The following is a 20,222-nucleotide window of genomic DNA, read 5'->3' on the forward strand; positions in this document are numbered from 1 at the left end:
TCAAGAAAGAAAACTAACCTGACTGAGAATCATAACCGATAAGCTTGCCTTTAAGTGCCGGCAATATTGTCTGCAGCGCTGTTGTCCCGGTCATGTGTGCATGCAATGCCGCCACATCATGGATATCGAGACGGCCGGCATAGGGCTGCCACTGCTCAGGATGGAGGTCGAGCCCCTGATGATCCAGCGCGGCCCTGAAATACAGGATCTCGCCATCATAGTGTCGGTGATGGTGTTCGCGCACCATCCGGTTGTTGTCGTCCACGACCCGCAATACACCGGCGATCTGCGCATCGTCGAGCTCGCCAAGGGGATGGTCGCTGGCACGCAGGAAGCGGATCACCGTATCACGTTCGAGCGGTGCCCCATGAAGGGCCGACAGGTCGAATCCGGCAATATGCATCAGCGCCTTGAGCGCCATGTTTTCCTGAGGCTCCACCTGGGCGCGCCAGCAATCTGCCGGATAGGCGTCGAGCATGGCCACCACCCCCACCGGCAAGCCTCGATCCTGCAGTTCGGCGGCCATGGCCTGGGCAATGATGCCACCGACCGACCAGCCCAGCAGGTGCCAGGGCCCACCCCGATGGCTGGCTCGGATACGATCCACATAGGAGGCGGCCAGCGCCGCCATGCTGGACGGCGATGGTTGGGTAGGGTCCAGGGCCAGCGCCTGCAGGCCATGCACTGGCCGCTGGCTGTCGAGCGCCCGGCCCAGTGCGCCATAGCACCAGCTCAGTCCGCCAGCCGGATGCAGGCAGTAGAGTGGTGCAGCATCGGGATGTGCCGCCCCCTGGGCCAGCACCAGCCAGGGGCCGAAACCTTCCCCACCCGCCTTGGGCATGTTCGACTTCGCGGCAGCCCCTTCTGTCTCGGCAGCCCTATCCAGAGCTTCGAGCCAGGCAGCCATGCGGGCCACGGTGGGATGTTCGAAGACCAGTCCCAGGCCGACGGCATGTGGCCAGGCCTGGCGTACTTTCTGCACCAGCCGGGCTGCGAGCAGGGAATGGCCGCCCATTTCGAAGAAGTCCTGCTCGGCCCCCACGGGCTGCGACAATCCCAGCACCTCGGCAAACAAGGCAGCAAGTCTTTTTTCGGTCGCCCCTTCTGCCTCGCGACCCGCCACGCCGGAGAACATCGGCACCGGCAAGGCCTTGCGATCCAGCTTGCCATTGGCCGTGACCGGCAGCACCGGCAACATCACGAATACGGAAGGAATCATGTAATCGGGCACGAACGCGGCCAGATGCTGGCGCAATGCCTCGGTCGCAGGTGCCTGCTGCGGATCATGCGGCACGATGTAGGCCACCAGCCAGGCTTCGCCACGCGCATCGGCATGTGCGATTACCGCCAATTGGCCAACCCCTTCGGCACGTGCGAGCACCGCCTCGACCTCATCCAGCTCGATACGCTGGCCCCGGATCTTGACCTGATGGTCGGAACGCCCCAGGAACACGACGGCACCGTCGGCACGCCAGCGGGCCAGATCGCCCGTCGCATACATGCGCTCGCCGGCACGGAACGGATCGGCCACGAAACGCTCTGCCGTCAGGTCGGGCCGTCCCAGGTAGCCACGCGCCAACTGGCGGCCCGCCAGATAGAGATGCCCCTGCGTACCGGGCGGGCAAGGCCGCATCGCGTCGTCCAGGACATACAGGGCCGTATTCCAGACGGGGAAGCCTATCGGCACCGGCACGGAGCGGTCATCGGCTGAAGCGGGCCACCAGGATACATCCACCGCTGCCTCTGTCGGCCCGTACAGGTTATGCAATTCAACACCCGGCAGCACCTGATGGAAACGGTCACGCAACGCAGCCGGCAAGGCCTCGCCACTACAAAAAATACGACGCGGTTCCAATCCATCAATACTGGGCTCGTCAAGGAAAGCTGCCAGCATCGAGGGCACGAAATGCAGCGTCGTGATCGCCTGCTCGCGCATCAGGGCTGCCAGCCAGGCCGGATCGCGATGTGCCTGCGGCGGAGCCATGACCAGGGTCGCACCGGACATCAGCGGCAGGAAAAACTCCCAGACCGACACGTCGAACGTGACCGGGGTTTTCTGCAGGATGCGCTCATCCATGCCCACCCCGTAATGCTGCTGCATCCACAGCAGGCGATTGACGATGGCACGATGCTCGATCACCACCCCCTTGGGGGTTCCGGTAGAACCGGAGGTATACAGAATATAGGCTGCATCGTCGGCCTGCGGCGCATTGTCAGCGGCCTGCCCGTCATCCAGGAGCACCAGACGGCTGGCATCGCAATCACGTTCGACCCACAGTTGCTGCGGCACGGCCGGCAGCCTGGCGGCAACCTCGGCTGTCGTCAGCACGACCCTGGGCTGTGCCGCCTCCAGTATGGTTTGCAAACGTCCGGCGGGATGTTCGATATCCAGCGGCAGATATGCCGCGCCCGCCCGCAGGCTGGACAGCAGGGCCAGCGCCAGGTCGTTGCCACGAGGCAGTGCCACCGCGACGATATCGCCTCGTCGCACGCCGTGCTGCCTCAGGATAGCCGCCCAGCGCTGGGTTTCGAGATCGAGGGCGGCATAGTCCAGCGTCTGCTGTGCGTCCGTCAGCGCAATCCGTTCCGGATATTGCTGCATCGCTGTCTCGATCAAGGCCCAGAGCGTGGTATCGGGTACGGGATGCGCGGTATCGTTGACCGTGTGCGTCCAATACACTCGCTCCGCCGGCGTCAGTGTCTGCACCTGAGCCAGGGTATCCGCCTGCGCCGCCGCTTCGATAAAGCAAAGCAGCCGTGCCAGATGTGCCTGCACCACCTGATCATCATAGAGATCCGGATGGGCATCGATATCCAGCACCAGCCCTGCCCCACTGCCATCGGCATGGAAGGAAAACGTCAGGTCATCGACCGGCCCCGTTCCCAGGACATGCCGCGTCGCGGCCAGACCGTCAGGCCAATTGCCGGCATCGCTGAAGGGCAGCACGTTGATCATGGGACCGTACAGGCGTTTCTGCCCCCCCAGCAGGCCAAGATCGCGGCGCAATTGCTCGCTGCGGTAACGGCCATGCCGGCGGGCCTGGCGCAGGCTGCGCATGACATCCACCATGACGTCGGACAACGGTGCCTGTTCGTCAGGCCGGATGCGTACCGGCAACACATTCATGACCATGGCCGGGATCTCGGCGCTGGCATCGCCCATGCGCCCCATCCAGGGTACGCCGACCACGGTCTCGGCCGCAGCCGCATGGCGGCACAGATAGGCTGCCGTCAGGCCGGTCAGCACATCGGGCCAGGCCACATCGATGCGATCGGCCAGGGCATGCACGGCACGCTCGCAGGCGTGCGGCAAGGCCGCCGACACATGGCGAAAGGTGTGCCCGCTGACGGGCAGGCCTTCACCCAGGCTGGCCACCAGGCCCGGCTCGGCAAACGCCTCCAGCCACCAGGCGCGATCACGCTCACGGCGCTCGCCGGCACGATAATCGGCATCGGCCAGCAGGACGGTGGCGCAGGATGGCAGCGCGGTCGGTGCCGCCCCCTGCCCGGCACTCAGCCAGCGGTACCATTGGGCGACCTTGGCTTCGAGCAGCGCCATGCCATAGCCATCGATGGCGACATGGTGCACACGCAGGTACCAGACATGGCGCAGCGCCCCCAGCACAAACAGTTGCTGGCAGGCCATGGCCCGGGCCGACGGGTCCAGCGGCATCGCCATGTCCTCGTGCATCCGCTGCTGCGCCACGGCCAGCGGGTCAGCCTCCCCGCTCAGATCGATCACTTGCAGCAACGGCCGGAAGGCCGGCTCCGGCACCTGTACCGGGCCGTCATCCGGCGTCTCCTGTACGCGCATGGCCAATGCATCGGCCTGCAGGGCCACCGTATCGGCGGCCTGCCTGAACAGGTCGATATCCAGCGCACCATCCAGCACGAGATACTGGCCGGTATTGAAGATCGGATTGGACGGGTCCAGGCGTTGTGCGTACCAGAGCCCGGTCTGCGCCTCGGTCAGCGGTGCTGCAGTGTTTTCGATCATGACTGACGCCGGCTCCGCACCAGTTCCCACCAGTGTCCCAGTTCCGGACGTGCTGCACACTCTGCAAATTCGAGTTGTGCGCCCGCCTGACGCCAGCGCGTAATCAGCGTCATGGCACGCACCGAGTCGAGCCCGAAGTCGATCAGGTTGTCATCGTCGGCCAGCGCCGATGGGTCTTCATGCAAGGCACGGGCCAGATCGGCACGCATGCTCTCCAGCGTCAGTTCAGCCACCCTGTTTCTCCTGTTCCTGCTCTGCCAGCATGGCACGCAACGACGCGCGCAATTCCTTGCGGCTGATCTTGCCTGCCGCCGTGGCTGCGAACTTGTCGACAAAGACGATCTGGTCGGGTACCTTGAAGGCCGCCAGCCCGCGCTCGCGTATCCAGCGCTTGAGATCGACCGCGCGCGGCTTTTCACCACGGGCAATGATGAAGGCACAACTGCGCTCGCCCAGGTATTCATCAGGCATCGACACTACGGCAGCATCGAACACGCCAGGATGTGCCAGCAGGTGATCCTCGACCTCCTCGGCAGAAATCTTTTCCCCGCCGCGGTTGATATGGTCGCCGGCCCGCCCCTGTACCACCAGATAGCCGCGCTCGGTCAGGCGCACGATATCGCCGGTCCGGTAAAAGCCTTCCTCGGTGAACGAACGGGCATTGGCCGTTGGATTGTTGTGATAGCCACGAATCGTATAGGGCCCGCGCGTCAGCAGATTGCCCGGCTCACCCACAGGCACATCGCGGTCCTGGTCGTCCACCAGCCGGATTTCATCATCGGGACTGATCGGCCGGCCCTGCGTGCCGATCATGGTTTCGTCATCGTCATCCAGCCGGGTATAGTTGACCAGCCCTTCGGCCATGCCAAACACCTGCTGCAACTGCACGCCCAGCAGCGGGCGTACGCGCCGGGCCACTTCCGGAATCAGCTTGGCTCCCCCGACCTGCATGACCTTGAGGCTCGACAGGTCATGCTTCGTCTGTTCGGCCGCATCCAACCAGACCAGCAGCAAGGGCGGTACCAGACTGACCATGTCGGCACGCTCACGCTCAATCAGCGGGAAGGCGACTTCGGGGCTGGGTGAAGGACACAGCACGATGCGCGACCCGGCATACAACGCCCCCAGCACGCCCGGCGAACTCATGGGATAGTTGTGTGCCATCGGCAACACGACCAGGAACACGCTGTCGCCGTCCAGCCCGCAGATTTCGGCACTGGCACGCAGCGTGTAGATATAGTCGTCATGCGTACGCGGAATCAGCTTGGAGAGCCCGGTACTGCCACCCGAGATCTGCATGAACGCCACATCGGAGGGCTGTGGCCCGGTCGCTGGTACCGAGGCGGTTTCACCGGCACGGCTGACATCGTCCAGCGCCCGGAAGGGGCCCGCCTCGCCCGCCACGAACACGTGGGCTACGGCCGGCACCCGCTGGCACAGTTCGGTCGCAAGATCACGATAATCGAAACCATCCTGGCTGTCGGCGATGACATACCCTACAGCTTCGGCCGAACGGGCGAAATGCTCGATCTCGGTGATCCGGTGAGCGGGCAGCGCATACACAGGCAGGATGCCGGCCCGGAACAGGCCGAACACCACCGGGAAAAACGCCAGCACATTGGGCAGGTGGACGATCACCCGATCACCGGGCTTCAGCCCCTCAGCCAGGAACCCCGCCGCCAGCAGGTCTGCCCGGCGATCCAGCTCGGCATAGCTCCAGCGGGTCTCGCCCTCGACCAGGGCGATGCGTTCAGGATGCGCCTGGGCGCGTTCCCGCAGCATGCTGCCGAACGTTTCACCGCGCCAATAGCCTTTCTGGCGATAAAGCCGTGCCAACCCCTCTGGCCACACCTGTGAAACCGGAATCATCTTGTCCTCTTGTTCAAAAAACCTGCACTGTTCTTGTTCAATTCGTACCCATCCGGATCATAGCAGCGCGCCCTGCGCCGTCTCCATCGACGCGACCCTAGACGCCCAGGTGCCGCTGCAGGACATCCTGGCGGGCGCGCAAGGTATCCGGCGTACCGTCGAACACCAGCGTGCCACCATCGATGACCGCCACACGGGTCGCCACGGCCAATGCCAGGGCGATATCCTGCTCGGCCATGACGATGGTGACACCCGCCTGCCGCAACAGGCGTACCGAAGCTGCCACGACCTGCTCAACCGCCAGTGGTGCCAGCCCCTCGCCCGGCTCGTCGAGCACCAGCAGCGCCGGCTGTGTCAGCAGGGCACGGGCCAGGGCGAGCATTTGCCGCTCACCGCCGCTCAGGGCGCTGCACATCGACCCGCGACGCTCCTGCAGGCGCGGAAACAGCGACAGGATACGCTCCAGCGTCCATTCGCCCCGGCGCTTGCGGCCCGACCACCATGCCGCCATGCCCAGGCTTTCAGCCACGGTCAAATCAGCAAACACCCCTCGTCCCTGCGGCACCAATGCCGCCCCCATGCGGGCAACCCGATGTGTCGCCCAGCCCTGAACATCCTGACCTGCCAGCACAATCCGGCCTTCGGACTGCGGGCCCAGGTTGAACAGCGTATGCAACAGGGTTGTCTTGCCCGCACCATTGCGCCCCAGCAACGCCAGTACCTGACCACGAGCGACCGACAACTGAATATCATGGAGCACCCGTGCCCCGCCGTAGCCGGCCGAGCGAAGGTTCCAGCTCACCATCTGCGTTTCCATCACACCTCCTGCCGCGCCAGCGCACCCAGGTAGGCCTGGCGCACCGCCTCATGACTGCGGATGCGCTCGGGCGTATCCACGGCCACCAGGCGTCCGAGATTGAGGACAGCGATCCGGTCGCACTCCCGGAACACCACGTCCATGTCGTGCGCGATCAGCACCACGGCTGCATCGGCATGCAATTGCCGCACCAGCCCAAGCAACTGGGCAGCCTCGGCGACCGTCAACCCGGCAGTCGGCTCGTCCAGCAACAACAGGCGAGGCTGCTGTGCCAGGGCGATCAGGATATCCACCATCCGTTGCGCGCCATAGGACATGTCACCGACCCGCGTCTGGCAATCGTCAGCCAGCGGGCTGGCAGCCAGCAACTGGCGCGCCTTCGCCTCTGCGACGGCCAGGGCACGCCGCCCGCCCCACCAGCGATAGCCATCGCCCTGCAAGGCCAGCAGGGCCAGCGCCAGATTGCGGCATACGCTCATGTCGGGGAATATCAGGCTTTTCTGGAAGGTTCGCACGACGCCGGACTGTGCCCGCCGCATGGGATCCCAGGAGCCGATATCCTGCGCCATGAAACGCACCTGCCCCCGGTCCGGCAGCAGGAATCCACTCAGGATATTGAACAGCGTCGTCTTGCCGGCACCATTGGGACCGATCAATCCCAGCGTCTCTCCGGCTTTCAGTTCGAAACTGATGTCGTCGAGCGCCTGCAGGGCACCGAACAACTTGCCAACCGCATTGACCTGCAGCAAGGGAGTCGGCGTCATGCCTGTCTCCTGCTGCGCACACTCTGAGCCAGCCGTGCCACCCCATGCGGCAGGAAAATCACGGTCAGCACGAAAATCAGCCCGACGATCAGTTGCCAGCGCTCGGTGTAGGAACTGATATACGTCTGGATCACCAGATAGATCATGGCGCCGATAAAACCACCATGCAGGGTCCCAACCCCGCCGATCACCAGCATCACCATCAGGGTGGCGGACATGCTCCAGTGCACGGCATTTGGCCCGATGTACTGATTGACGAAAGGATAGAGCGCCCCCGCCGCGCCGGCCAAGGCTCCTGCCAGCAGGAATACCCGAATCTGGATGCGCCGCGCATCGAACCCCAACGCCCGCATCCGCTCGGGCTGATCGCGCCAGGCCGCCAGTGCCTGCCCCAGGGGTGCCCGTGCAAAGGAACGTGCCAGCGCCAGCGCCGCCAGTGCCAGCACGGCCGCCACGACATACAGCGACAGGGGCGTATCCAGCGTCCAGTCGCCCAGGCTCAAACGCGGAAAGCCGCGCAGCCCGTCGGCACCGCCGGTGACAGCCCGCCAGCGGAAGACGACCTCCCAGACCATCTGTCCAAAAATCAAGGTCAGCACCAGGAAAAACAATCCGCCGGTGCGTCGGGCCGCCCAGCCCATCAGGCCGGACAGCAATGCCCCGGCCACCACGCCGGCCGTCAGCACCAGGGGCAGGCTGCCACCCACCTGAGCCGACAGCAAGGCTGCCGCATAGCCCGCCGCGCCAAATACGGCACCATGCCCCAACGAAGCCATGCCCCCCAGCCCGACCAGCAAGTCCAGCCCCAGCACGGCTACGCCCACCAGCAACACTTCGGCAGCAAAGCGCAGGCCGAAGCTGCCCAGCAACCACGGCAGTGCAGCCAGTCCCAGGCACAGCAAGCCCCAGCCCAGCCAGGCCGGCCGCCCCTGCGGAAAAAGCAGCGACCTCATACCGTCCGCACCTCGCGCGTCATCAGCCCCTGCGGACGCCACAGCAACAAGGCCGCCATCACGCCCAGCGATGCGAAGCTGGCGAATTCGGGCCACCAGACGCGGCTGAACGTAGTCACGAACCCGAGCACCAGAGCACTCAGCACCGTCCCGGAAAAATTGCCCAGCCCACCGACCACCACGACCATCAGGGCCTGCAGCAGAGTCTCCTCATCCAGTCCGGGATAGGCTGACTGCATGCCGACCCCCAGCGCGCCGCCCAACCCACCCAGGCCGGCCGCCAATGCCATCGCAAAGGCAAAAACCCGGCGGGTATCGATGCACAGTGTTTCGACGATGCCGCGATCGGCCACGCAGGCTCGCACGACCGTACCCCACAGGGTGCGCTCGACCAGCCACCACAACAGGCCTGCCAGCGCCACGCCCAGGACGATCAGCACCAGCCGATACAGCGGAAACGGCATGCCCAGCACGAAGGCGACGCCGCGCAGCCAGTCCGGCAGCGCCGGCGACAGGGTATCGGCCCCGAAGCCCCAGCGCATCAAATCGGCAAAGATGATCGACAGGCCGTAGGTCAGCAGCACCTGCATCAGGTGGGTCCGGCCATAGAACCGGCCAAAGGGATAGCGGTCCAGCAACCAGCCCGCCACGCCAGCCGCCACGAAGGCGGCAGGCAGCGACAGCCACCAGGGCCAGCCGGCCGCCAGCCAGTAGATGCCCACATAGCCCCCCAGCAGGTAGAAGGCACCATGCGTCAGGTTGACGAAATTCATCAGGCTGAGGACCAGGGACAGCCCCAGCCCTGTCAGCAGCAGCAGGACGGAAAAAGACAGCGCATTGAGGATCTGGACCAGGTAATAGGCCATCGGATCATGCGCCCGGACCCGGATCCCGCACGCCTTCGTAGGTATGCACAACGGTGTTGAACGGCTTGCCATCCTCGCCCGGACGGACTTCATTCACATAGATATCCATGATGGCCTGGTTGTTGCGCGGATCGAAACGCAAAGATCCGAAGGCAGTATCCACCGGAGCATCCAGCAGGCGAGCCTTGAAGGCGGCCGTATCCGACAGATTGCCCGACACGGCCTCAAGGCCGGCCCGGATCACCTGTCCGGTCACATAGCCGGAGGTACTGGCCTCGCCCGGATAGCGGCCACGCAACTGGCGATAGGCCTCTACGAACCCCGCCGCGGCGGGCGCAGAAGGCGTCTGGTGGAAGGTAGAGACACCGCCCAGCCCGGCATCACCGGCAGCCGGCAGCACGTCTTCCTGGTCGAACAGGGCACCCGGCCCGAGCACGCGCACCTTGTCCTGCAGCCGGAAGTCACGCATCTGCTGCAGAAAGCGTACGGCATCCGAACCGGCAAAGAAGGCATAGACAAAATCGGGTTGCTGGGCGGCGATATTCATGACCAGCGGCGCGAAGTCGGCCGTGCCCAGCGGTGTCCAGAACTGCTTCTGGATTTGACCGCCATGCGTCTGGTAGGTCTGGATGAAGTCACCGATGTATTCCCGGCCTGCCGCGTAGTCGGACGCCAGCGTCATGCCACCGCTTTGCGCAACCTGGTCATAGGCCCAGCGGGCACCGGTATGGCCCAGCATCCAGCTGGTCTTGGTCGGACGGAAGATCAGCGGGCTAGCTGCCTCGCGCGCCAGCGCATTGGCCGAGGCATTCGACATGAAGGCCGGCACGCCGGCGTCGGTCACGATATCCCGGATGGCCAGCGCCACCGCCGCGCTGATCACCCCGCAGATGATATCGACACGATCCTGTTCGATCAGCTTGCGGGCCTTGCGCACGCCCTCATCGGGCTTGCCGTGGTCATCCTCGACCAGCAGCTCGACCGGCCGACCGGCCATCTGGCCACCCGACTCGGCAATCAGAAGCTGCAGACCGGCGCGCATGCTCTCGCCCAGCGACGCAAACGGCCCGGACAACGAGGTGATCAGGCCGATGCGCACCGGCTGCGCCGCGCCCTGCGCACGCACCCAGGTCGGCAATGCCAGCCCGGCGGCACAACCACCCAGGCCGGCGGCCAGCAGACGCCGGCGCGTCGTCATCATTTTGGGAGCCATTTTTTGCATCAGAGGATAAATACCGTGAGATTCTTGATGAGAAGCAAACTCATCTATTTTAAACAATTCGTGCCATCAGGCTCTTCACGGAATCTTCACGACAAAATCAGCCTACCAATCCTGCATGCAGTCCAGCGCATAGGGGACCGAGGCATGCAGCATGGCACGATGGTCACACTCTGGGAAACCACGAAAATCGACCGCCAGCCCAGGCACTCTGGCCAGCACCTGTCCCATGTCACGAATGATCGGCAACGTCGGGATGCCCTGCGGGCGGGCCTGCATCTGTCCAGCCACGAATTCGGCGGGCTTCGGGCGCCATTGTTCCTGTCCGCCGGCTGCCAGATAAAGCCGGTGCGGTTGCCTCTCCCAGCCTTCCGGCAGCGCTGCCCCGCCGCCGGGAGTCAGGCAGCGGGTCGCAAACGCATCGGCACGCGACAGAATGTACTGCTCATTCCACCATACCGACGGGCTGACGGCGATATGCCGATCAAAGGCGGCAGGCCGATCAAACAGCGCATGCAGCGTGAACAGCCCGCCATAGGAATGACCGTACAGCCCCTGCCGATGTGCGTGCACGCTGAAGTGCCGGGCAAGACGCGGCCGCACCGTACCCTGCACCCAGTCGAGGAACAGGTCGGCACCACCGGCACGCCGCTCGGGAATACGTGGATCGAAGTTGGCCCGGTCAGACCACAGCGCCGGCGTGTAATCGTAGGCGCGTGCCACGCGCGGGTCGGTCAGCACCATCTGGTAACCCAGTCCCACCACCAGCACATCGGGCACGGCAACCTGGTCGGCCAGGATATCGAACACCGCATTGCCATCCAGCATGAACAGCACCGGGTAGCCTTCGGGAGGAGGCGGCGCATGCGGCACCCCTATCCTGACTTCCCAGGCATGGATGCCATCCGCAGCCTGCTCATGCCACACCTGCACGTCGCGAAAAGGCGTTCGTGCCTGTGTCTCACTCATCGCTGCCGGCCTTGATCAGATAGGTGCCTCGCATCGGCACGGCCAGGAAACGCTCGTTGACGATGTCCAGCGTCTCCTGAGGCGACACGTCGGCAAAACGCTCGGGATCGAGCCAGCCGGCCAGCGCTTCGATGAACACCATATGCAGGGGCGAGTCATTGAAGGCATGCCAGATGCCATAGGCCCGACCATCCCGCACCGCCGGCAAGGTGGACAGGCCGCGTGCACCGACAACCTCGTCCAGGCTCTCGCGTGCCTGTTCCGGCGTGATGCCTGCGCCCATGTGCACGCCACCGCGACGCACGCCCGTCCCGGTCGCTACATAGACCTCGGGATTGCGGCTGACGATGTATTCGATGCTCAACTGGCCGGTCGGCCCCTTGAGCGTATCGCTGCCGATATTGTGCCCGCCGGCAAAGGCAATCAGGTCATTGAACGTGCCAAAGCCCGGCGAGTTGCAGCAATCGGTACTGCCGGCATGGGCATGCATGAGCACATTGGGCGCAGCCTTGCCTTCCGCCTGGGCCTGGGCAACCCGCTCGCGCACCCGCTGCATGCGCGACTCATAGAACTCGATGAATGCCTCGGCCCGCTCGGACTGTCCCAGTGCCTGTCCCAGCGCCCGGATGCTGGGTACGGTATTGTTGAGCGGATCCAGGAAGAAATCGACGACCAGCACCGGCACGCCCGCCGCCTCGAACGCCTTGATCAGCGGCGACTGGCTCACGTCGCCCCCCGGTGGCACGCCGGCAAAGGAAGACGTCAGGATCAGCAGGTCCGGGCGCAGTGCCAGCGCCTTCTCGATGGAAAACGTGTCCGGCGTGTGGCGCGCCACCTCGGGCACATCGGCCAGCGCCGGAAAGCGTGCCAGGTAATCCTGGTACTCGTTGGAAAAGGCCGTCTTGAATTCGTTGGACCAGCCCGCCAGGACACTGGCCGGATCGGGATGGATCAGCGACAGGACCGGCAGATAGCGCGCCTGGGTCAGGACAACCCGCTCGGCAGGCTTGGGCAGCGTCACCTCACGCCCCAGCACATCACGCACCGTGATCGGTTCGGCCTGCACCGCCGCCATGCCTGCAAGCAGCAGGCACACCATGGCCGCCACACGTCTGATCAATGAAAACATAGGCCTCTCTCATCCGCCATGCCGCAAACGGCCGATTTTATAATTAAAATCCCCCCATGACCGAAAGCACTTTTTCCGCCGACGCCATCCTGGCCTCGGCGCGACGCACATTGCAAATCGAAGCCCATGCCCTGCACGACATCGGGCAGCGCCTGGGCGACGCCTTCGTGCAGGCCACCCGACTGCTGCTGCAGTGCAAGGGGCGAGTCGTCGTCAGCGGCATCGGCAAATCGGGCCATATCGCCCGCAAGATCGCTGCCACCCTGGCCTCAACCGGCACGCCCGCCTTTTTCGTGCACGCAGCGGAAGCCGTCCATGGCGACCTGGGCATGGTCACACCGCAGGACGTGGTACTTGCACTGTCCTACTCCGGCACTGCCCAGGAGCTGCTGACCATCCTGCCCGTGCTGCGACGCCTCGATATTCCCCTGATCAGCCTGACCGGCAACCCGGATTCCGACCTGGCTCGTGCCGCCGACATTCATCTCGATGGCCACGTCGAGCATGAAGCCTGCCCGTTGAACCTGGCCCCGACCGCCAGCACGACCGTGGCGCTGGCCATCGGCGATGCGCTGGCCGTCGCCTGTCTGGAAGCACGGGGCTTCGGTGCCGAGGATTTTGCCCGCTCCCATCCTGGCGGTGCACTGGGCCGACGCCTGCTGACCCTGGTCCGCGATGTCATGCGGCAGGGCGAAGCGCTGCCTGCCGTACCCGAGCACACCCCGGTTGCCGGCGCACTCGAGGAAATCTCGCGCAAAGGCATGGGCATGACCGTGATTCTCGATGCCGCACGCAGGCCGGTCGGCATTTTCACCGATGGCGACCTGCGCCGCCTGATCGAGCGTTCGGGCGATATCCGCGCCCTTGATGTCGAAGCCGGCATGACACGCGCCCCCCGCACCATTTCACCGGACGCGCTGGCCGTCGATGCCGCCACGCTGATGGACCGTCACCGCCTGAGCCAGCTCCTGGTCACAGGCCCCGAAGGACAGTTGATCGGCGCATTGCACATGCACGATCTGCTGGCAGCCAAGGTTGTCTGACATGAGCCACTCTCCCCTTTCCTCCCTTCGCCCCGCCCACCCCGTCGAGGCACAGATACTGGCGCGCATTCCCGAAAACGTGCGCGAGCGCGCCGCTGCCGTTCGCCTGATGGCCTTCGACATCGACGGCGTGCTGACCGACGGCCGCCTCTGGTATGGCGAGCATGGCGAAATCACCAAGTCCTTCCATGCCCTCGATGGACACGGCATGCGCATGCTGCGCGAGTGCGGCATCACCGTAGCGCTGATCACCGGCCGCGAAGGCCCCATCGCCGCCCGCCGCGCAGCCGAGCTCGGCATTGCCGACATCCACCAGGGTGTGCGCGACAAGGGCCGGGTCCTGGCCGATCTGGCGCAAAAGCATGGGCTTTCGCTGGAGCAGACCGGCTTCATGGGTGATGACCTGATCGACCTGCCGGCGTTCCAGAAGGCCGGCTTCACGGCCAGTGTGTCCAGCGCCCCGTTCTACATCACCCAGTCCGTACACTGGATCAGCCAGGCTGCCGGCGGCAATGGCGCGGCACGCGAGTGCTGCGACCTGATCCTTGCCGCACAGGGCCGCCTGGGTGCATTCCTGCAGACCGGCGGTGCCTCCACGGTACTGCCCGGCGTACCGCAATGACGCCATGAAAGACCGACTTCCAGCACTCACCTCGTTTGCACTGCTGATTGCCCTGGCTGGCGGCACCTGGTGGGCGGCCGAATATGCCCAGCAGGCCGTCCCGCTCGACCCGCCACGCCGGGTCACGCACGAGCCGGACGCCTGGGCCAGCGATTTCGTGCTGCTGCGCACCGACATCGGCGGCATTCCCGTCAACCGGCTGGCAGGCACCCACATGCAGCATTTCCCGGATGACGACTCCTACGAGGTCGACCACCCCGTCGCCACTGGCCTGCGCGCCACCAATCCGGTTACAATCGGCACCGCCCGCACCGCCGTCATGGACCAGGGTGGCGCACGCATCACCCTGCGTGGCGATGCCCATCTGCGACGGCTGGCCGATGCCGAGCGTGCCGAACTGAACCTGTACAGCCCCGAACTCATCATCCTGCCCGACGCCGACCGAGCCTACACCGACCACCCTACGCTGGTCGAACAGGGGCGCTCGCAAATGCGGGGCAAGGGGATGCAGTACGATAATTCCAGCCGGATTCTGACGGTCGAATCGGCCTCTCAGGTCGACATTGCCCCCAATACGCTGCCGCAGCGCGAAACCGAGCCGCGCGCGGCCCAACCCTGATCCAATCGACTCATGACTGCACCACGCCTGTCTTTCTGTTCCCGCCTCTGTGCCGGCCTGCTGCTGGGTGCACTGCTGGTGCCTGCCACGGCCACTGCACAGGAAGCCGCCGAAGAGCCCAGCACGCAGATCCTGTCGGATTCGCTGCGCTATGACGACATCGGCCGTACCAGCGTCTTTACCGGCAACGTCATCCTGACCCGCGGGCCGATGACCCTCACGGCAGACCGCCTTGACCTGCGCGAAGACGAACAGGGCGTGCGCCATGGTGTCGCCACCGCCGACAAGGGCAAGCGCGTGCGCATCCGCCAGGAACGCCCGGAGCAGTTCGACCTGATCGATGCCAGCGGTCTGCGTGCCGAATACAGTGAAAAGGACGACCAGATCGACCTGATCGGCCAGGCCGTCGTGATCCGCTACATCTGCGGCGAAGCCATGGACACCATCCGCGGCCAGCGCATCCGCTATAACCAGACCACCGGTCTCTACCAGGCCGAAGGCGGTGCCGAATCGGCCGGCCCGGGCCAGCGCGTCCGCTCGATCGCCCAGCCACGCTCACGTGTCGATGCAGCCATCAAGGCCTGCCAGGACAAGAACGCCGCTGCCCGTCCCTGATCCCGGATACCGACTGCCACATACTGCTCATGCCTACGCCCGTTTCCGCCTCCGCCGTCCAGGACAACCTGCCCACCGGCCGCCTCTCGGCCACCGGACTGCGCAAGACTTACCATGGCCGCACCGTGGTCCAGGATGTCTCGCTCGAGTTCAGCAGTGGTGAAGTCGTCGGCCTGCTCGGCCCCAACGGCGCAGGCAAGACCACCAGCTTCTACATGATCGTGGGGCTGGTGCCGGCCGATGCCGGTCGCATCACCATCGACGACGACGCCGTCACCGCGATGCCCATGCACCAGCGCGCCCGCATGGGCCTGTCCTATCTGCCGCAGGATGCCTCGGTCTTCCGGCGCCTGACGGTCGAGCAGAACATCCGGGCCGTGCTCGAAATCCAGAACGACATCCGGCCGGCCAGCGAACGGCAGGAAATCGACGCACAACTCGAATCACTGCTCGACGAGCTGCAGATCGGCCATATTCGCCGCAACATGGCCATCTCCCTGTCGGGCGGCGAACGCCGACGCGTGGAAATCGCCCGTGCACTGGCGACCCGGCCGCGCTTCATCCTGCTCGACGAACCCTTCGCCGGGGTCGATCCGATCGCCGTGATCGAGATCCAGCGCATCGTCCGATTCCTCAAAAGCCGGCATATCGGCGTGCTCATCACCGACCACAATGTCCGCGAAACCCTGGGCATCTGCGACCGCGCCTACATCATCAGCGAAGGCTCGGTACTGACCAGCGGCACCCCCGATGAAATCGTCGATGATCCGGGCGTGCGCCGCGTCTACCTGGGCGAACACTTCCGGATGTAGCAGGCACTTGCCTTCCTGACAAAACGCTTTACACTGGAACTGTGTCAATCAGTCGCGCATAGCGTGAATGCCAGACACGGGGCGCTTTGCGCCTATCATTCCTGTCAGCTGCAAGGAGACTGCCGTATGAACCTGACCATCAATGGACACCACCTCGAAGTGACGCCTGCGATCCGCGAATACGTCACCACCAAACTGTCCCGCGTGCTGCGCCGTTTCGACAACGTCATCGACACCCAGGTCATCCTGTCCGTGGAACACCCTCGCCACAAGGCCGAAATCACCATGCGCCTGCCCGGCAAGGACATCCACTGCGAGTCGATCGAAGAGAACCTGTACGCAGCCATCGATCTGGTCATAGACAAGCTGGACCGCCAGGTCGTCAAGCACAAGACCAAGCTGCAGGATCACGCCCACGAGCCGCTCAAGCGGCAAGAAGCCAGCGCGGTCTGACCATGACGACGCATTGACCATTTACAACATCGACCCGCACATGCGGGTTGATGTCTATGTATTTTTTTGCAGTGCGTCATATAATGCCGGCCATGAACCACCTGTCGCGCATCCTGCCCGTTGGCAACATCCTGCTCGACTTGCCCGTCACCAGCAAGAAGCGGGCTTTCGAACAGGCTGGACTGCTATTCGAAAACAACCACGGCATCAGCCGCCTCACGGTCTTTGACAGCCTGTTCTCACGTGAACGACTGGGATCGACCGCGCTTGGCCAGGGTGTTGCCGTTCCTCACGGCCGTGTCAAGGGCCTGGACAAGACCCTGGCGGCCTTCATCCGGCTCAGCCAACCGGTTCCCTTCGATGCCCCCGATGGCCAGCCTGTCCGGCTGCTGATGTTCCTGCTGGTCCCCGAGACCGCGACCCAGCAACACCTCGACATCCTTGCTGAACTGGCCCAGTTGCTGTCCAACGGTCAACTCAGGGAGCAGCTCTGCAACGAAAACGATCCTGCCGTGGTCCACAAGTTGCTGACCAGCGGCACATCCTGACATTCCATGCCCCACTCGCCACCCATGCAGATATCCGTCCGTGAACTGATCGAAGAAAACGCCGACGAAGTCGCATTCCGCTGGGTGGCAGGGCAGGAAGGTGCGCATCGCATCATCCGCAATCACGAAGGCTCGTCCGCCGCAGACCTGGTCGGGCATCTCAACCTGACGCACCCTGACCGCATTCAGGTATTCGGTCCTGAAGAAATGGTGTATTTCGCCCGGCTGAGCAACCGGCGTCGGCTGTTCCGGCTGGCCGGCCTGATGACAGCCGATGTGCCGGCTCTGCTGATCGCCGACGGGCAGGAACCGCCTGCCGAGCTGATCACCCATTGCAACCAGCACAACCTGCCGCTGCTGGCGACCACGCTGCCAGCTTCCCATGTCATCGAACTGCTGCGCATCTACCTGAGCAAGAAATTTGCGCCCGCCACCACGGTGCACGGCGTGTTCATGGATGTGCTCGGCGTTGGCGTACTGATCACCGGTGAGTCCGGCCTGGGCAAGAGCGAACTGGCACTCGAGCTGATTTCACGCGGCCATGGCCTGGTTGCAGACGATGCCGTCGAGTTCCTGCGCATCGCGCCCAACATGATCGAAGGCCGCTGCCCCGCCCTGTTGCAGAACCTGATCGAGGTACGCGGCCTGGGGCTGCTCGACATCCGCACCATCTTCGGCGAGGCTTCGGTGCGCCGCAAGATGCGGCTCAAGCTGATCGTCCACCTGATGCGCGCCCTCTCGCCCGAGCAGTTCGAGCGACTCCCGCTGCAGGACCAGACCCAGGAAATACTGGGCCTGCCCATCCTCAAGGTGCAGTTGCAGGTCGCGGCAGGTCGCAACCTTGCCGTGCTGGTCGAGGCGGCCGTGCGCAACACCATCCTCAAGCTGCGTGGCATCGACACGCTGCGCGAATTCATGGCGCGCCAGACCCTGGCGATGCAGCAGCATTTCGAATAGCCCGCCTGCCGTCCCAGGACGTAACAGGTCGACACATCTGGACCGTCATGTCACAATCCGATTCCATGATCCACGTCGTTCTGATCACCGGCATGTCCGGCTCCGGCAAGTCCGTTGTCCTGCGTCTGCTCGAAGATGTAGGGTATCTGTGCGTCGACAACCTGCCGGTCCGCTTCCTGCACCAGTTCATCGCCGATGCACGTGACGAAGGTCGCTCCCGCGTAGCGGTCGCCATCGATGTGCGTTCGCCCGGCGAGATTTCCGACCTGCCGGGCGTGCTGACCGCCTTGCGCGCCATGGGCACGGCACTGCGGGTCATCTTCCTTGATGCCGACAGCGAAACCCTCAAGCAACGCTACTCGGAATCGCGCCGACGCCATCCGCTCAGCGACCGCCTCACCAACGAAACCGGTGCGACACCGTCACTGACCCAGTGCATCGAACGGGAGCGCCAGATCCTGGAACCGCTGCGCGAGCAGGAACCACCGATCGACACCTCCGACCTGATGCCGGGACAATTGCGCAACTGGGTACGTGATCTGGTCCAGGTTGACTGGCGTCCACTGGTGCTGACCTTCCAGTCCTTCTCGTACAAACGGGGCGTACCGCGTGATGCAGATCTGGTCTTCGATGTCCGCTGCCTGCCCAACCCCTACTATGACCGGGACCTGCGCCCGCTCACAGGGCGCGATCCAGGCGTGGCGCAATGGCTGGGCTCCACGCCCAGCGTGGTGCAGATGATTGACGACATCCAGCTGTTCGTGCGCAAGTGGCTGCCCCACTACATGCAGGACACCCGCAGCTATCTCACGATTGCCATCGGCTGCACAGGCGGCCAGCATCGCTCGGTCTACGTCACCGAGCAGCTTGCGCGCTGCTTTGCAGACCATGATCCGGTTCTGATCCGCCATCGTGCCCTGCCCATCCCCAAGTCAGACTGATTCCATGCCCGCCGCCCTGTCCCGACTGCTTCATCTCGCCAGCCTTTCGGCCCTGCTGATCATCGCCGGTTGCGGCACGTCGGGCTACGTACCGGGCAAAGGTGGCTACTACGAAGACGACGGCCCCGACTCGCGACCGCCTTCGGCCTCGCAACTTGAACGCATTCCTGACGCCACGCCTCGTGTCGAACCACTGGCAAGCGGCCCCAACCGCCCCTACACGGTTCTTGGCAGAAGCTACACGCCAGACACCAGCGGTCGGCCCTACGTCAAACGTGGCATCGCCTCCTGGTACGGCAAGAAATTCCATGGCAACAAGACCTCCAATGGCGAGATCTATGACATGTATGCCATGACGGCGGCACACCCCACGCTGCCCATTCCCAGCTACGTGCGGGTCACGCGCACCAGCAGCGGCAAGAGTGTCGTCCTGCGGGTCAATGACCGAGGCCCATTCCATGCCGACCGGATCATCGACCTGTCCTATGTGGCAGCACACAAGCTCGATCTGATCGGCCCAGGCAGCGGCGAAGTCGTCGTCGAGTGGATTTCCCCGGATGCCATCCGCAATGGTGCCTGGCAACAAGCCGGCAATACTGCCCTGGCCACCGGCAACAGCTATCAGGAGGAGCCTCCGATTGCCTCGATTTCGCTGGCGGCCCCCGTCAGCACGCCCATCGAGCAGGACTCAGGCTTCCAGTCGGGTACGCCATTGCCGGCCCCCGAACGCCGTCCCGAACCTGTCACCAGCGCGCAGGCAGCCCCCGCTGCATCTTCGCCACGGCCAGCAACTGCAGGCGGCTACCAGGTACAGCTCGGTGCATTCTCCCAGCACGCCAATGCGCAGCGCCTGGTCGATCGCATCCAGCCCTACCTGCCAGCCGGCAGCCAGACCGCCTATGTCGATGACAGCACGGGCCTACACCGGGTTCGCATCGGCCCGTACAACAATCTGGGCCAGGCACAGGAAGCCTCGCGGCAGGTCGCGGATCGCATCGGCGTACCTGCCATCGTCATCTCGCCCTGACG

20 protein-coding genes are annotated in these 20,222 nt (G+C 64.4%); 10 read left to right on the plus strand and 10 right to left on the minus strand.

The window, feature by feature from the left end:
* Window positions 1–13: 13 nt before the first annotated feature.
* The 10 genes from ABN482_RS09065 to ABN482_RS09110 all read right to left on the minus strand — a co-directional run bounded on the left by ABN482_RS09065 (window position 14) and on the right by ABN482_RS09110 (window position 12,583).
* A complete protein-coding gene (locus tag ABN482_RS09065) occupies window positions 14–3,997 on the minus strand; it encodes a non-ribosomal peptide synthetase (RefSeq protein WP_349503682.1) in 3,984 nt (1,327 codons plus the stop codon).
* Window positions 3,994–4,230, minus strand: a complete 237-nt coding sequence (locus tag ABN482_RS09070; protein WP_349503683.1) for a phosphopantetheine-binding protein — start codon at window positions 4,228–4,230, stop codon at window positions 3,994–3,996. Before ABN482_RS09070 ends, ABN482_RS09065 begins: the two co-directional genes overlap by 4 nt.
* Window positions 4,223–5,866, minus strand: coding sequence for a (2,3-dihydroxybenzoyl)adenylate synthase (locus ABN482_RS09075; protein WP_349503684.1), 1,644 nt, complete (start codon window positions 5,864–5,866; stop codon window positions 4,223–4,225). Before ABN482_RS09075 ends, ABN482_RS09070 begins: the two co-directional genes overlap by 8 nt.
* 97 nt (window positions 5,867–5,963) lie before the next feature.
* Window positions 5,964–6,683: an ABC transporter ATP-binding protein gene (locus tag ABN482_RS09080; RefSeq protein ID WP_349503685.1), complete on the minus strand. Its 720-nt coding sequence runs from the start codon at window positions 6,681–6,683 to the stop codon at window positions 5,964–5,966.
* On the minus strand, window positions 6,683–7,447 hold the full coding sequence (locus ABN482_RS09085; protein WP_349503686.1) for an ABC transporter ATP-binding protein: 765 nt from the start codon (window positions 7,445–7,447) through the stop codon (window positions 6,683–6,685). Before ABN482_RS09085 ends, ABN482_RS09080 begins: the two co-directional genes overlap by 1 nt.
* A complete protein-coding gene (locus tag ABN482_RS09090; RefSeq protein WP_349503687.1) occupies window positions 7,444–8,400 on the minus strand; it encodes a branched-chain amino acid ABC transporter permease in 957 nt (318 codons plus the stop codon). Before ABN482_RS09090 ends, ABN482_RS09085 begins: the two co-directional genes overlap by 4 nt.
* Window positions 8,397–9,266, minus strand: coding sequence for a branched-chain amino acid ABC transporter permease (locus ABN482_RS09095; RefSeq protein ID WP_349503688.1), 870 nt, complete (start codon window positions 9,264–9,266; stop codon window positions 8,397–8,399). The genes ABN482_RS09090 and ABN482_RS09095 overlap by 4 nt, the downstream gene beginning before the upstream one ends.
* 4 nt (window positions 9,267–9,270) lie before the next feature.
* Window positions 9,271–10,467 (minus strand): ABC transporter substrate-binding protein, encoded by a 1,197-nt coding sequence (locus tag ABN482_RS09100; protein ID WP_349503689.1) that lies wholly within the window; start codon window positions 10,465–10,467, stop codon window positions 9,271–9,273.
* Between the two features lie 123 nt (window positions 10,468–10,590).
* Entirely contained in the window at window positions 10,591–11,454 is an 864-nt protein-coding gene (locus ABN482_RS09105; RefSeq protein WP_349503690.1) for an alpha/beta hydrolase, read from the minus strand.
* On the minus strand, window positions 11,447–12,583 hold the full coding sequence (locus ABN482_RS09110; protein ID WP_349503691.1) for an ABC transporter substrate-binding protein: 1,137 nt from the start codon (window positions 12,581–12,583) through the stop codon (window positions 11,447–11,449). The genes ABN482_RS09105 and ABN482_RS09110 overlap by 8 nt, the downstream gene beginning before the upstream one ends.
* Window positions 12,584–12,639: 56 nt before the next feature.
* On the opposite strand from ABN482_RS09110, the gene ABN482_RS09115 reads away from it, so the two are divergent.
* The 10 genes from ABN482_RS09115 to ABN482_RS09160 all read left to right on the plus strand — a co-directional run bounded on the left by ABN482_RS09115 (window position 12,640) and on the right by ABN482_RS09160 (window position 20,220).
* Window positions 12,640–13,626, plus strand: a complete 987-nt coding sequence (locus tag ABN482_RS09115) for a KpsF/GutQ family sugar-phosphate isomerase (RefSeq protein ID WP_349503692.1) — start codon at window positions 12,640–12,642, stop codon at window positions 13,624–13,626.
* 1 nt (window position 13,627) lies between these two features.
* On the plus strand, window positions 13,628–14,248 hold the full coding sequence (locus ABN482_RS09120; RefSeq protein ID WP_349503693.1) for a KdsC family phosphatase: 621 nt from the start codon (window positions 13,628–13,630) through the stop codon (window positions 14,246–14,248).
* 4 nt (window positions 14,249–14,252) lie between these two features.
* Entirely contained in the window at window positions 14,253–14,867 is a 615-nt protein-coding gene (gene lptC / locus ABN482_RS09125; protein ID WP_349503694.1) for an LPS export ABC transporter periplasmic protein LptC, read from the plus strand.
* Window positions 14,868–14,879: 12 nt separating this feature from the next.
* Window positions 14,880–15,482 (plus strand): lipopolysaccharide transport periplasmic protein LptA, encoded by a 603-nt coding sequence (gene lptA, locus ABN482_RS09130; protein ID WP_349503695.1) that lies wholly within the window; start codon window positions 14,880–14,882, stop codon window positions 15,480–15,482.
* Between the two features lie 29 nt (window positions 15,483–15,511).
* Window positions 15,512–16,294, plus strand: a complete 783-nt coding sequence (gene lptB / locus ABN482_RS09135; protein ID WP_349503696.1) for an LPS export ABC transporter ATP-binding protein — start codon at window positions 15,512–15,514, stop codon at window positions 16,292–16,294.
* A gap of 126 nt (window positions 16,295–16,420) precedes the next feature.
* A complete protein-coding gene (gene hpf / locus ABN482_RS09140; RefSeq protein WP_109061152.1) occupies window positions 16,421–16,747 on the plus strand; it encodes a ribosome hibernation-promoting factor, HPF/YfiA family in 327 nt (108 codons plus the stop codon).
* A 92-nt stretch (window positions 16,748–16,839) separates the two neighbouring features.
* The gene (locus ABN482_RS09145) at window positions 16,840–17,295 is read left to right on the plus strand and encodes a PTS sugar transporter subunit IIA (RefSeq protein WP_162300425.1); all 456 of its coding nucleotides are present in this window, start codon (window positions 16,840–16,842) and stop codon (window positions 17,293–17,295) included.
* A 24-nt stretch (window positions 17,296–17,319) separates the two neighbouring features.
* On the plus strand, window positions 17,320–18,252 hold the full coding sequence (gene hprK / locus ABN482_RS09150) for an HPr(Ser) kinase/phosphatase (protein ID WP_349503697.1): 933 nt from the start codon (window positions 17,320–17,322) through the stop codon (window positions 18,250–18,252).
* Window positions 18,253–18,317: 65 nt separating this feature from the next.
* Window positions 18,318–19,193 carry an RNase adapter RapZ gene (gene rapZ, locus ABN482_RS09155; protein WP_349503738.1) on the plus strand — a complete coding sequence of 292 codons (876 nt, stop codon included), beginning with the start codon at window positions 18,318–18,320 and terminating at the stop codon, window positions 19,191–19,193.
* Between the two features lie 4 nt (window positions 19,194–19,197).
* Window positions 19,198–20,220, plus strand: coding sequence for a septal ring lytic transglycosylase RlpA family protein (locus ABN482_RS09160; protein WP_349503698.1), 1,023 nt, complete (start codon window positions 19,198–19,200; stop codon window positions 20,218–20,220).
* The last annotated feature ends 2 nt before the right edge of the window (window positions 20,221–20,222 follow it).

Origin of the sequence: Corticimicrobacter sp. (assembly GCF_040137905.1) — a bacterium.
Classification (GTDB): Bacteria; Pseudomonadota; Gammaproteobacteria; order Burkholderiales; family Burkholderiaceae_B; genus Corticimicrobacter.

Excerpts from the sequence above, each read along its gene's own strand:
- ABN482_RS09160 (WP_349503698.1), top strand. The coding sequence starts at position 19,198 with ATGCCCGCCGCCCTGTCCCGACTGCTTCATCTCGCCAGCCTTTCGGCC.
- ABN482_RS09085 (WP_349503686.1), bottom strand. The coding sequence starts at position 7,447 with ATGACGCCGACTCCCTTGCTGCAGGTCAATGCGGTTGGCAAGTTGTTC.
- lptB (WP_349503696.1), top strand. The coding sequence starts at position 15,512 with ATGCCTACGCCCGTTTCCGCCTCCGCCGTCCAGGACAACCTGCCCACC.
- ABN482_RS09095 (WP_349503688.1), bottom strand. The coding sequence starts at position 9,266 with ATGGCCTATTACCTGGTCCAGATCCTCAATGCGCTGTCTTTTTCCGTC.
- ABN482_RS09105 (WP_349503690.1), bottom strand. The coding sequence starts at position 11,454 with ATGAGTGAGACACAGGCACGAACGCCTTTTCGCGACGTGCAGGTGTGG.
- ABN482_RS09065 (WP_349503682.1), bottom strand. The coding sequence starts at position 3,997 with ATGATCGAAAACACTGCAGCACCGCTGACCGAGGCGCAGACCGGGCTC.
- ABN482_RS09080 (WP_349503685.1), bottom strand. The coding sequence starts at position 6,683 with ATGGAAACGCAGATGGTGAGCTGGAACCTTCGCTCGGCCGGCTACGGC.
- hpf (WP_109061152.1), top strand. The coding sequence starts at position 16,421 with ATGAACCTGACCATCAATGGACACCACCTCGAAGTGACGCCTGCGATC.
- ABN482_RS09100 (WP_349503689.1), bottom strand. The coding sequence starts at position 10,467 with ATGATGACGACGCGCCGGCGTCTGCTGGCCGCCGGCCTGGGTGGTTGT.
- hprK (WP_349503697.1), top strand. The coding sequence starts at position 17,320 with ATGCAGATATCCGTCCGTGAACTGATCGAAGAAAACGCCGACGAAGTC.
- ABN482_RS09120 (WP_349503693.1), top strand. The coding sequence starts at position 13,628 with ATGAGCCACTCTCCCCTTTCCTCCCTTCGCCCCGCCCACCCCGTCGAG.
- ABN482_RS09145 (WP_162300425.1), top strand. The coding sequence starts at position 16,840 with ATGAACCACCTGTCGCGCATCCTGCCCGTTGGCAACATCCTGCTCGAC.
- ABN482_RS09115 (WP_349503692.1), top strand. The coding sequence starts at position 12,640 with ATGACCGAAAGCACTTTTTCCGCCGACGCCATCCTGGCCTCGGCGCGA.
- rapZ (WP_349503738.1), top strand. The coding sequence starts at position 18,318 with ATGATCCACGTCGTTCTGATCACCGGCATGTCCGGCTCCGGCAAGTCC.
- ABN482_RS09090 (WP_349503687.1), bottom strand. The coding sequence starts at position 8,400 with ATGAGGTCGCTGCTTTTTCCGCAGGGGCGGCCGGCCTGGCTGGGCTGG.
- ABN482_RS09110 (WP_349503691.1), bottom strand. The coding sequence starts at position 12,583 with ATGTTTTCATTGATCAGACGTGTGGCGGCCATGGTGTGCCTGCTGCTT.
- lptA (WP_349503695.1), top strand. The coding sequence starts at position 14,880 with ATGACTGCACCACGCCTGTCTTTCTGTTCCCGCCTCTGTGCCGGCCTG.
- lptC (WP_349503694.1), top strand. The coding sequence starts at position 14,253 with ATGAAAGACCGACTTCCAGCACTCACCTCGTTTGCACTGCTGATTGCC.
- ABN482_RS09075 (WP_349503684.1), bottom strand. The coding sequence starts at position 5,866 with ATGATTCCGGTTTCACAGGTGTGGCCAGAGGGGTTGGCACGGCTTTAT.